12 protein-coding genes and 1 tRNA gene are annotated in these 10,712 nt (G+C 63.4%); 3 read left to right on the top strand and 10 right to left on the bottom strand.

What is annotated here, in order from left to right; genetic code table 11:
• Positions 1-13 precede the first annotated feature (13 nt).
• A tRNA-Met gene (locus tag JQK88_RS31050) sits at positions 14-90 on the top strand.
• 348 nt (positions 91-438) lie between these two features.
• The gene (locus JQK88_RS31045) at positions 439-834 is read left to right on the top strand and encodes a RidA family protein (RefSeq protein ID WP_203280463.1); all 396 of its coding nucleotides are present in this window, start codon (positions 439-441) and stop codon (positions 832-834) included.
• Positions 835-975: 141 nt separating this feature from the next.
• Here JQK88_RS31045 and JQK88_RS37605 read toward each other — a convergent pair whose 3' ends face one another.
• From JQK88_RS37605 to JQK88_RS30995, 10 genes are all read right to left on the bottom strand, one after another.
• Complete coding sequence (locus tag JQK88_RS37605) at positions 976-1,266, bottom strand: helix-turn-helix domain-containing protein (RefSeq protein WP_376740477.1); 291 nt, start codon at positions 1,264-1,266, stop codon at positions 976-978.
• Between the two features lie 29 nt (positions 1,267-1,295).
• Positions 1,296-2,804, bottom strand: a complete 1,509-nt coding sequence (locus tag JQK88_RS31035; RefSeq protein ID WP_203280461.1) for an aldehyde dehydrogenase family protein — start codon at positions 2,802-2,804, stop codon at positions 1,296-1,298.
• A gap of 20 nt (positions 2,805-2,824) precedes the next feature.
• Entirely contained in the window at positions 2,825-3,169 is a 345-nt protein-coding gene (locus tag JQK88_RS31030) for a cupin domain-containing protein (RefSeq protein WP_203280460.1), read from the bottom strand.
• A gap of 22 nt (positions 3,170-3,191) precedes the next feature.
• Complete coding sequence (locus JQK88_RS31025; RefSeq protein WP_203280459.1) at positions 3,192-3,533, bottom strand: cupin domain-containing protein; 342 nt, start codon at positions 3,531-3,533, stop codon at positions 3,192-3,194.
• A gap of 22 nt (positions 3,534-3,555) precedes the next feature.
• The gene (locus JQK88_RS31020; protein WP_203280458.1) at positions 3,556-3,906 is read right to left on the bottom strand and encodes a cupin domain-containing protein; all 351 of its coding nucleotides are present in this window, start codon (positions 3,904-3,906) and stop codon (positions 3,556-3,558) included.
• Complete coding sequence (locus tag JQK88_RS31015) at positions 3,903-5,177, bottom strand: glycosyltransferase (RefSeq protein WP_203280457.1); 1,275 nt, start codon at positions 5,175-5,177, stop codon at positions 3,903-3,905. Before JQK88_RS31015 ends, JQK88_RS31020 begins: the two co-directional genes overlap by 4 nt.
• Positions 5,178-5,190: 13 nt before the next feature.
• The gene (locus JQK88_RS31010; RefSeq protein ID WP_192255544.1) at positions 5,191-6,264 is read right to left on the bottom strand and encodes an ABC transporter ATP-binding protein; all 1,074 of its coding nucleotides are present in this window, start codon (positions 6,262-6,264) and stop codon (positions 5,191-5,193) included.
• Complete coding sequence (locus tag JQK88_RS31005; protein ID WP_192255542.1) at positions 6,261-7,052, bottom strand: ABC transporter permease; 792 nt, start codon at positions 7,050-7,052, stop codon at positions 6,261-6,263. The genes JQK88_RS31010 and JQK88_RS31005 overlap by 4 nt, the downstream gene beginning before the upstream one ends.
• Positions 7,053-7,238: 186 nt before the next feature.
• The gene (locus tag JQK88_RS31000; RefSeq protein ID WP_112562896.1) at positions 7,239-8,075 is read right to left on the bottom strand and encodes an ABC transporter permease; all 837 of its coding nucleotides are present in this window, start codon (positions 8,073-8,075) and stop codon (positions 7,239-7,241) included.
• Between the two features lie 388 nt (positions 8,076-8,463).
• Complete coding sequence (locus JQK88_RS30995; protein ID WP_203280456.1) at positions 8,464-9,528, bottom strand: polyamine ABC transporter substrate-binding protein; 1,065 nt, start codon at positions 9,526-9,528, stop codon at positions 8,464-8,466.
• A gap of 237 nt (positions 9,529-9,765) precedes the next feature.
• On the opposite strand from JQK88_RS30995, the gene JQK88_RS30990 reads away from it, so the two are divergent.
• Positions 9,766-10,704 (top strand): GntR family transcriptional regulator, encoded by a 939-nt coding sequence (locus JQK88_RS30990; RefSeq protein ID WP_203280455.1) that lies wholly within the window; start codon positions 9,766-9,768, stop codon positions 10,702-10,704.
• The last annotated feature ends 8 nt before the right edge of the window (positions 10,705-10,712 follow it).

Below are 10,712 nucleotides of genomic sequence, written 5' to 3'. Positions count from 1 at the left end.
CCTCTAAGGTTGACGCGGGGTGGAGCAGCCCGGTAGCTCGTCAGGCTCATAACCTGAAGGTCACAGGTTCAAATCCTGTCCCCGCAACCAAATCAAAAAAGCCCGCCTCGTGCGGGCCTTTTTGTATGCGGCAGCCGGCCGGACTGGGCTCAAACATCTCCGCCCGCTCGAGCCTTTCGGCAACATTCCGCCCGCCGAGGCCGACGATATTACGCCATGCTCGACGAGGCGCGCATGGGAGCCTAACCTAACCCTCGGAGCCGCCGGCGAGCCCGAAGCGGTTCAGTGCACGGCGATGCTCACATGCGGATGCTTGCGGTTGTGATTGCGAGGGGAAGCGCCCGCTTCGGCGACAATGTCGTAGACCGGCAAATAGACCCTGGCATTTTGATCCGTGAAGTAGCCAGTTCCCGTCAATCATAGCAGGAGACCTATTCAATGCCGCTCGAGTGCATAAATCCCCACGATCTGCCCGTTCCAGAAATGTACAGCCAGGTCGTCGTCGCAACAGGAAGCAAGCTGGTGTTCGTCTCAGGCCAGCAGCCGGAAGACATACACGGCAAGCTCGTTGGCCATGGTGATTTCGCAGCCCAGGCGCGCCTGGCATTCGGGAATCTTGGCCGCGCGCTTGCTGCCGCCGGCGCTCGGCCTGAGGAAGTCTGCAAGATCACAATTTACATCGTCGACTACAAACGTGACGAACACGTGCCGATCATTGAACAGGCCCAGATCGAGCTGTTCGGGGATCACAAGCCAGCAAACGTCGTAGTCGGGATAGCTGTGATGTCTCCCGGCTACCTGATAGAGATCGATGCGATCGCGGTCGTCGGCTAAGCAAGGACGAGCCAAGCCGCCAACCAATCCCGGAACCCTGATTTCTCGACCGAGATCGGGTCGGTCTACTCTCTCGATGAAATTTGGTGCGATCAGCGAGATCTGCCGGCCCAGCCAGCTGATATCGGAGGGGTCAGGTACTCAGGTCGTCGGGCCAATCGGCTGCAAACTTCGGCGATAGCGACCGGGAGCCTGGCCGATCAGCCGGGTGAAAGCCTGCGAGAATGAAGGCGCCGATTCATAGCCGATCGCTCGTCCGATCTCGTCAATAGTGCGATTGGTTTCCCTGAGCGCCTTGACTGCGAGATTCATCCGCCATCGCGCGACAAGGCCAGCGATGGCTCTCCAACCAGTCGCGCAAACCGCCGCGCGAACGTGGCCCGTGATTGGCTGGCAAGGCAGGCAATTCAAGGCGAGCGAGCGGCATGGCATCGGCTGACGCAAAGCTCTGCCGGATCATCTCATACGTGCTTGCGGCCGCCTGTCTCGCGGAACCAGCTGTCGGGGTAGGGGTACCACCAGTCCTGGATCGCCGGCTTGTGGTCGATGATGACCATCTTGGAGCGGCGGAAAGCGTCGAGCCCCTGGCGGCCGAGCTCGCGGCCAAGGCCTGAGGCCTTCCAACCGCCGAAGGGCAAGGCGTCATTGTCGATCAGCGGATTGTTGACCCAGACCATGCCGGCTTCGAGCCGCTCGGCCGCCTCATGTGCCTCGGCAAGATCGGTGGTGAAGACCGAGGCGCCGAGGCCGAACGGGCTGTCATTGGCAAGCCGGATCGCCTCGTCGAAATCCTTGACGCGGCAGATCGCGGCGACCGGCCCGAAACACTCTTCGCGTACGATCGCCATATCGGGGGTGACGCCGGTCAGGATCGTTGGTTCGTAGAACCAGCCGGTGTTGTGCGCCGGCGGGATACGGCCGCCAGTGACGGCCCTGGCGCCGCGCGCAATGGCGTCGTCGACCAGCCGCATCACTTTTGCCCTCGCGGCCTCGCTGATCAGTGGACCGATCTCGGTTTTGTCCATGCCGTTGCCGATGCGAAGCGCCAGCGTCTTCTCGGCGAACAGTTCGACGAAGCGATCATGCACCGAATCGACGACGAAGAAGCGCTCGGCCGACGTGCAGACCTGGCCGGTGAGGTGGAAAGCGGCGGTGACGCTGCCGGCGGCCGCCACCTCCAGCGGGGCGTGCTGGCTGATGATCAGCGGATCGCTGCCGCCGGCCTCGATGACGCAAGACTTCATGCGTTCGGCGCAGGCGACCGCCACGGCCTTGCCGGCAGCGACCGAGCCGGTGAAGGCCACCGCATGGGTGCGGTCGGACGCGATCAGCGCCTGGGCGGTGGCGGCTGCGCCGGGCAGGCAGGAGACAAGCCCCTCCGGCAGCGAGCGAAATACGCTCATATAGTCGAGCGTCGACAGCGTCGTCGCCTCGGCCGGCTTGATGATGCAGGCATTGCCGGCGGCAAGCGAAGCCGCCACTGTCCAGCACATCAGCAGGATCGGGAAATTGTAGGGCATGATGTGGACCGAGACGCCGTACGGCTCGTAGCGCGCATATTGGAACGAGCCGGCCTGCGTCGTGCCGGCCACCTTGCCGGCATCATCACGCGCCATCTCGGCATAGTAGCGGAAGATCGGCGCACAATTGGCGATCTCGCCGATCGCCTCCGGATAAGGCTTGCCCATTTCGCGCACCATCAGTTCGGCGCATCGGGTGAAGTCGGCCGCCTCGATGGCATTGGCGACCGCATGCAGGTGTTTTGCCCGGCTCTTGGCGTCGAGTTTTTTCCAGGCGGCCTGCGCTGTGGTCGCCGCAGTCAACGCGGCGTCGATCTCGCCATTCGTCGCGGCGGAGATGGTGCCGACGGTTTCGAGCGTCGCCGGATCGATCACCGGTTTTTTCGCGCCGGTCATCGGTCGGTAGTCCGGATTGACGAAGAACGCCGGCCGGTCAGCGGAGAAATCCATGGACATCCTCTCAGATCCGCTCAGCGAATCATGTAGACCTTCTTGATCGTCTCATGGACGGTGCAGATGCCCTTCCAGTCCTGCGGAAAGAACGCTGCCGTGTCCGGCTCGATCTCGATGACCTCGCCGGATTCATGGACATAGGTGCAGCGTCCCTCGAGGAAGTGGCAGAACTCGTCACGGGTGACGTGGCAATGCCACTTGCCCGGGGTGCAGACCCACAGGCCGCATTCGGAGCGGCCTTCCGGCCCTTTGTAGAGCAGCTTGCCCGAGGTGTGGGACTCACCCTCGATCATCGTCGGGATGACGCCCCAGTCGACGAGTTCGGTAATGGTGAGCGGGGATTGCATGATGGGCGTGGTCATAGCGATTTCCTTGAAAAAGTGCTCAGCGGCACATGAAGGCTTTGGTCAGCGTTTGGGTAACGATGGAGGTGCCGGTCCAGCCGGCGGGAAAGAACACCAGCGTGCCGGCCTCGACCGGGATTTCTTCGCCGTTCTCGTGGACATAAGTGCCGTGGCCCGACAGGAAATGGCAGAACTCGTCGGCGGCAAAGGTGACTTTTCGCGAGCCCGGCGTGCACGACCACAGGCCGCATTCGCTCGAACCGTCAGGGTTCTGCGACAGGATCCTGCCCGAAGCGCGCGGCGAGCCGGCCAGCGTGTTGCTGCCCGCGCCCCAATCCTCCAGTTCCACGGTCGAGACTTTTGGCCAGTGCGGTGTCGGCATGTCTTGCTCCTGTGCAGCGATGTCAGGCCAGCATGTAGACGTTGCGCATAGTCTCATGCACGGTGCATTCGCCCGTCCAGCCGGCGGGGAACATGACCACGGTCCCGGCCGCGACTTCTATCACCTCGCCGACATCCGACCGGTAGGTCGCGCGGCCGGCAACGAAATGGCACAATTCGTCGCGCGGGATCGAGAGGCGCCAGCGGCCGGGCGTGCACACCCAGATGCCGGATTCCGGCTGGTTGTTCGGCCCTTTGTGGACAAGTTTGCCGGTCGAGTGCGAAGCACCGTCCAGCGCATCCGGCTGAACGCCCCAGTCGACGAGATCGGTGCGGGTCGAGGCCTGGTAGAGGTGCGGAGCGGAGGAAGTCACAGCAGCGCCTCCAGCAAGCCGGCAGCCTTCTCCGGGCCGTTCTGCGCCTGCATCTGCGCCGAGGTCTTCGCCAGCTTGGCCTTCATCTTCGGGTCGGTCAGGCAGGTTTCGATCCTGCTGACCAGCTGGGCATCGCTCCAGTCATAGCGCGGCATGCCGAAGCCGTGGCCGGTTTCCTGGACCCTTGTGGCATTGTCGTGGCCGTCCCAGACATAGGGCATGATGATCGCCGGCTTGCCGAAATAGAGGCACTCGGTGAACGAGTTGTTGCCGCCATGGTGGATGACGGCATCGACCTGCGGAATGACCGACGGCTGCGGGAACCAGCTCTCGACGATGACGTTGCCGGGCACGTCCGTGTACTGGTCCTTGTAGCCGCCGACATTGACCAGCGCGCGGTAGCGCGTCTTGCCCAGCGTCGCGATGATGCGCTTCAACAGATCGACATCGCCGGCGCCCAGGCTGCCGAACGAGACATAGAGCAGCGGGCCGTCATTATTCTGCGCGAAGGTCGGCACGGTATAAGGCTTTTCCTGCCGCACGCAGCCTTCGAGATACTGGAATTTTTTGGGATCGAGTGGATGGCGGCGCTTGAACTTGGCCGCTTCGGGATAAAGCAGCAGATTGAGATAGGGCGAGGCCTCGAAGAACTGGCCGATCGGATAAGGCGCCTCGTTGTTGGCGGTGAGGAAGGCATTGAAGTCGTCATGGATCGGCTTGATCACGGCGTTGAAGTGATCGCGGTAGCGCTGGTGGCCGACATGGTCGTTCTCGCCGCAGCCTGAGAGATGCGGCGGGATGTCCTCATCCTCGATCTCGTTTTCCGAGCAGGAGATGACGCGCACCCAGGGCTTGCCGAACTGCTTGATGGCCGGGAAGAGGATGACGTTGTCGACGCAGATAACGTCCGGCTCGATGGCGGCCAGAACGCGCGGCAGATCCTTCTGCGCCCACTTGGCGCTGTCGACGATCGCGGTCCAGCAATCCTTCACATAATTGTCGACCTGATCGTAGGGCGATTTGCGGAAGTTCGGGATGTGGCCGTTGATGAAATCCTCCCAGAATTTGGCCATCTGCTCGGGTGGCATCGGTTCCGACAGGTTCACCGGATGCGCCTCGAAGCCGTAGCCCTTGTAGACATCGACGAAGCCGGGGTCGGACAGGAACACAGCCTTGTGTCCGCGCGCCTCGACGGCTTGCGCGATGCCGACGGAATTGAGCGCCGGGCCGTAGGCTGCCTCTGGAAAAAACGCGATCGTCTTCTGCGCCATCAGGCTTCTCCTCTCATTCCTCAAAAATTCTGACATCGGCGGCGTCCCAGCCGAGCTCGACCTGGTCGCCCGACGAGACCGGCCGGCGGTCGGCCGCATCAGCGGTGACGCGGACCAGGAAGCGTTTCGGCGACAAGGGCGTGCTGACATGGAGCTGCAGGTCGAGCCCGTGATAGGCGAGCGCCTCGACCGTGCCGCTGGTCCGGTTGGCGGTCTCAGCTGACGGGAACAGCCGGATGCGTTCGGGCCGCACCGAAGCGACAGCTGGTGCGCCGGATGCAAGCGCGGCGGGAACCTTGCCCATAATGCGCGCGCCGTTCGCCGCTATCACGCCATCGGCTGATACCTTGCCCGGCACGAAATTCATCACGCCGATGAAGTCGGCAACGAAGCGATCGGCGGGATGCTCGTAGATGGCGTGCGGTGTATCGCATTGCAGCAGCTTGCCGTCCTTCAACACTGCCATGCGGTCGGCCATGACCAGCGATTCCTCCTGGTCATGGGTAACGATGACGAAGGTGATGCCGACCTCGTGCTGCAGGCGCTTCAGTTCCAGTTGCATGGCGCCGCGGAGTTTCTTGTCGAGCGCGCCGAGCGGCTCATCGAGCAGTAGCAGCCGGGGCCGCTTGACCAAGGCACGGGCGAGCGCGACGCGCTGCTTCTGCCCGCCCGACAGTTGCTCCGGTTTGCGGTCAGCGAACGGGACGAGTTCGGTGGTGGCCAGGATGGCGTCGACGCGGGAGCGGATTTCCGCTGACGGCAAACGCTCCATCTCCAGCCCATAGGAGACGTTGGCGCGCACGCTCATATGCGGGAACAGCGCGTAGGACTGGAACATCAGATTGACCGGCCGCTTGTTGGGCGGGGTCCGGGCGATGTCGTTGCCATCGAGCAGGATACGTCCGTCCGTGGGCGTCTCGAAGCCAGCCAGCATGCGCAAGAGCGTAGTCTTGCCGCAACCCGAGGGCCCAAGCAGCGCGAAGAACTCGTTCTCCCGGATGTCGAGCGAGATGCTGTCGACGGCGGTGACGCGGCCGAACTTCTTCGACACATTGTCGATGGCCAGCAGCGTGCGCGGTTCGCTCATTGGCCGATGATCCCACGGTTGAGCCGCTGCGACAGGGTGAGCGCGGTGATGCTTACCGCCATGACGATGGTCGCCAGCGCGTTGATCTCCGGCGTGATTCCGAAGCGGATCATGGCGTAGATCTGCATCGGCAGCGTGGTCGAGGCGCGGCCGGCGCCGGCGGTGAAGAAGGCGATGATGAATTCGTCGACCGACAGCGTGAAGGCGAGCAGTGCACCGGCGATCACCGCCGGCAGGATGACCGGCAAGGTTACCCGCCTGAAGGTGGTGATGGCGGAGGCGCCGAGATCGGCGGAGGCCTCGACGATCGACCAGTCGAAGCTCTTCAGCCTGGCGCGCACCACCGAACAGACGAAGGCGAGGTTGAAGACGACATGGGCAAGGATGATGGTGTGCAGGCCCATGGTCAGGTTCAGCATGGAAAAGAACGACAGCAGCGCGATCGCCAGCACGATGTCGGGAATGATCATCGGCGCGAAGATTAGCGCCTCCAGGCCCTTGCCGTATTGCCGGCGCATCTCGACGCCGATCGCCAGCAGTGTGCCGAGCAGCGTAGCGATGGCGGTCGAGACCAGCGCCACGATCAGCGTGTTGAGCGCTGCGGACAGGATCGCGGCATTGCCGGCCAGCGAGGCATACCATTTCAGCGAAAAGCCCGACCACGCCGTCGGCAAGCCGCCTTCGTTGAAGGACAGCGCCACTAGCACGGCGATGGGGATGTAGAGGAAGGCGAAGACGAGAACGAGGATCGTCCGCATGCCGAGAGTGCGGGTGAAGGATTGGTTCATCGCGAGCCTCCGACAGTTTGGAGCCGCGTGAACGAACTGCGTCCTTCTCCCCGTTCACGGGGAGAAGATGCCGGCAGGCAGATGAGGGGCAGCGCCCAACCTTGCAGGCGCTGGCGTCGCCCCTCATCCGCCCCTTCGGGGCACCTTCTCCCCGTGAACGGGGAGAAGGCAAGGATCGCGCCGCACTCAGCCATCGGCTTTTACCTCAGCCGCACGCCCCGCGGCGCGATCGGCGGCCAGCGCCTGCGCCATCAGCACCAGAAGCATTATGGCGATCAGCGCCATGGCAAGTGCGGCGCCGAACGGCCAGTCATTGGCGGTCAGGAACTGGTCGTAGACGAGGTTGCCGATCATCTGGAAACGGCCACCGCCAAGAAGCGCCGGGGTGACGAAATTGCCGATCGACAGCACGAAGACGAAGACCGCACCGGCAGCGATGCCCGGCACGGTGAGCGGCAGGATGACACGGCGAAATGTCGTGGCGGCCGAAGCGCCGAGGTCGCGCGAGGCCTCGGCGAGCTCCGGGTTGAGGCGTGACAGCGGCGCGTAGCAGGCGAGGATGACAAAGGGCAGATAGTTGTAGACCAGGCCGGCGATGACGGCGCCTTCGGTGTAGAGCATCGACGGCGGCTCGCCTGTGTAACCGAACCAGCGCAAGAGCTGCGTGATCAGCCCTTCGCGGTTGAGCAGCACGATCCAGGCATAGGTGCGGATCAGATAGTTGGACCAGAACGGCAGCACGGCGAAGAACAGGAACACCGGCTGCCACCGGCGCGGGGCGGCCGCAATCGCATAGGCGGCGGCATAACCGATCACCACCGCGATCAGCGTCGCGGTGCCGGCGATGCGCGCCGATTTCAGGAAGATGCCGGCGTAGAGCGGGTCGAAGACCAGCCCGAAATTCTCCAGCGTGAACGTGTAGTCGATGCCGCCATAGATGCCGCGCCGGAAGAAGGCGAGCGCCAGCACCAGCGCGCATGGAACGACCATCAGCGCAGTCAGCCAGACCAGCGCGGGAGCCATCAGCAGCGAGGAGCGGGAGATCCGCGTCACGCCGCACCCCTGCCGATCATCTCAACTGCATCGAAATGCTCCCTCACCCGGATTGCCAGCCGAATTGCGAAGGCCAATTCGGGGCAATCGGACCTCTCCCCGAGGGGAGAGGAGATGGCCAGCGCTGGCACCTTCCCCTTCTCCCCAGCGGGGAGAAGGTGGCCGCGAAGCGGCGGGATGAGGGGGCGCTGCGCCGCCGATTGGCGAAATGCTGCAAGCCGGCGAATCTCCCCCGTCAAAGGGGAGATGGCCGGTCCACCCTCCGCAGCTGCAGCGCAGCTGCTGCGGAGGACGGGCAGGCCAGAGGGGGGCGCGAGGGAATGCAAGCTTGCTTCCAGTGATCGAAGTGGCAGGCCGCTTACTGCGCGGCCTTGATCTCGCTGACGATCTTGGAATAGTCGCGCTGGGCTTCGCCGACGTCACGTAGCTGTTCGAACTTGACGAGGTCGGCCACCGGCATCGCCATGTTGGGGAATTTGGCCAGGAAATCGGCCGGCAGGCTTTCCATCGCCGGCTTGTTCGGCACCTTGTAGTCGATATTCTGTGCCGCCCAGGCGTGGTTCTTGGCGTCGAGCATGAAGTTGATGAACTTGAAGGCGTCGTCCTTGTGTTCGGACGCCTTCATCACCACCATCGTGTCGACCCACAGGTCCGAACCTTCCTTGGGGATGACGTATTTGATCTCGGGCTTGTCGGCGATGCCGTAGTTGCACCAGCCGTCCCAGGCCTGCACCATCAACGCCTCGCCGGAAACCAGCTTGGAGTAGAAGGTGGTGTCGTCATAGGCGAGCAGGGTTTTCTTTGCCGAGATCAAGAGGTCCTTGACCTCGGCCATCTTGGCCGGGTCGGTCTCGTTGACGGAATAGCCCTTGTCGAGTTGCCCGGCGGCCAGCAACCAGCGGTCGGTCGCCAGCATGGTGGTCTTGCCCTTCAGCTCATCGGAAGGCGCGAGCAAGTCGCTCCAGCTGGTCGGCGCTGTCTTGACCAGGTCCGAGCGGTAGCAGAGGCCCGTCGTGCCCCAGGTGTAGGGGACGGAGAAAGCGTTGCCGACATCGTGCGGCAGCTTGGTCGCCTCCGGATAGAGGTTGGCGAGGTTGGGGATCTTGGCGTGATCGACCGGTTCGGTCAGGCCGAGCTTGTTCAACACTTCAGCGAAGGGCGAGGAGACGAAAACCACGTCATAGCCCTTGCCGCCGGCGGCAATCAGCTTGCCCATAATCTCTTCATTGGTGGCGTGCACCACCACTTCGCCGGAGACGCCGGTGGCGGTCTTGAAGGCGGCCATGGCGTCGGGCGCCATGTAGCCGTCCCAGTTGGAAATGACGAGGTCGGCGGCGGCAGCCGGCGCCGACAGCGCCAGAGCAAGGCCGAGAGCGATTGAAGATATTTTGAGCGCACGGCGCCGCAGGCTGGTAGCGGTCATGGCAGACTCCCATTCGGTTTGATCGTCGAAATCATTTGCCGGACCAAAGCCGGCGACCCGCGCCGATGCCTCGATCCTGTTCCCTCGGTCTTTTCTCGCCGATTGTGCTGACAGTACTATTGCAGAAAAAAGTACGTCAATCCATAATTTGCCAACCGACCGAGGAATCTGGCCGATTGCGTCCGTTCCGGCGATCGGCCAAAACCAATGCGTCACTTCCGTCCGCCGAGACCAGTCATGCAAGCCGCAGCCCGACGACCTCGCACCAACCATCTCGATCTGGCGCAGCGCATCCTCGATGTCGCGCGCCAGCGCGGTTTTGAGCCCGGCGCGCGCCTGCCCGAACAGCAGATCGCCTCGCTCTGTAATGTCTCACGCACGCCGGTGCGCGCGGCGCTCAGCCTGCTTGCCGGGCAGGGCGTGGTGCGCTGGGAGGCCGACACGGGTTATCACCTGGCGGTCGACCTCGCCGCGCAGCCGGCCATTGCCGCCGAGCTTCCCAGTGCTGAAGAAGACGAGCTTGCCGAAGCGATCCTGCGCGATCGCTCAGCGCGAAGGCTTGACCAGACGGTGACCGTCGCGGGGTTGATGCGGCGGTACGATGCTGATCGCAAGACGGTACTAAAAGCGCTTAACAAACTGACTGACGAGAATCTGCTTGATCGTGCGCCCGGCCAGTCCTGGCTGTTCCGGCGCGCGCCGGACGATCCGGAGGCGCAAGGCGAGAGCTATGAATTCCGCCTGCTGCTGGAGCCGGCTGCGATCCTGACGCCCGGCTTCCGGCTGGATGGTGCGCGGGCGGCAGCGTTGCGCCAGGGCATGGAAGCGCTCTCGGCATTGCCGGACGCGACCCTGGACACGCGCGAGTTCCAGCGGCTGGACATGGATTTTCATGGCATGATCGCCGAAGGCTGCGCCAACCGCTTTGTGTCGGATGCGCTGGCCGATCATCTCCGCCTGCGCCGGTTGCCTGGCATCTATGCCGGCGTCAACGTCTTCCGGCTGCGGCAATCGCTGCGCGAACACTTAGGCATACTCGACTATCTTGAAAGCCGGCAGTATGAGGTGGCTGCCGATCTGCTTCGCATCCACCTGCGGCTCTCCCGCAACCAGCGACCGCAAGCGGCCAGCCGCGGAGCTCCCGCACTGTTCGGCATGATCAGCCGGCCGGACTGAAGAGGAAT

This window comes from Mesorhizobium caraganae, assembly GCF_016836705.1.
GTDB lineage: Bacteria > Pseudomonadota > Alphaproteobacteria > Rhizobiales > Rhizobiaceae > Mesorhizobium > Mesorhizobium caraganae.
The sequence above is the reverse complement of the archived record's forward strand: the minus strand, read 5'-3'. Positions and strand labels throughout refer to the sequence as shown.

Coding starts and splice junctions, on each gene's coding strand:
- JQK88_RS31045 (WP_203280463.1), top strand. CDS start 439: ATGCCGCTCGAGTGCATAAATCCCCACGATCTGCCCGTTCCAGAAATG.
- JQK88_RS37605 (WP_376740477.1), bottom strand. CDS start 1,266: ATGCCATGCCGCTCGCTCGCCTTGAATTGCCTGCCTTGCCAGCCAATC.
- JQK88_RS31035 (WP_203280461.1), bottom strand. CDS start 2,804: ATGGATTTCTCCGCTGACCGGCCGGCGTTCTTCGTCAATCCGGACTAC.
- JQK88_RS31030 (WP_203280460.1), bottom strand. CDS start 3,169: ATGACCACGCCCATCATGCAATCCCCGCTCACCATTACCGAACTCGTC.
- JQK88_RS31025 (WP_203280459.1), bottom strand. CDS start 3,533: ATGCCGACACCGCACTGGCCAAAAGTCTCGACCGTGGAACTGGAGGAT.
- JQK88_RS31015 (WP_203280457.1), bottom strand. CDS start 5,177: ATGGCGCAGAAGACGATCGCGTTTTTTCCAGAGGCAGCCTACGGCCCG.
- JQK88_RS31010 (WP_192255544.1), bottom strand. CDS start 6,264: ATGAGCGAACCGCGCACGCTGCTGGCCATCGACAATGTGTCGAAGAAG.
- JQK88_RS31005 (WP_192255542.1), bottom strand. CDS start 7,052: ATGAACCAATCCTTCACCCGCACTCTCGGCATGCGGACGATCCTCGTT.
- JQK88_RS31000 (WP_112562896.1), bottom strand. CDS start 8,075: ATGGCTCCCGCGCTGGTCTGGCTGACTGCGCTGATGGTCGTTCCATGC.
- JQK88_RS30995 (WP_203280456.1), bottom strand. CDS start 9,528: ATGACCGCTACCAGCCTGCGGCGCCGTGCGCTCAAAATATCTTCAATC.
- JQK88_RS30990 (WP_203280455.1), top strand. CDS start 9,766: ATGCAAGCCGCAGCCCGACGACCTCGCACCAACCATCTCGATCTGGCG.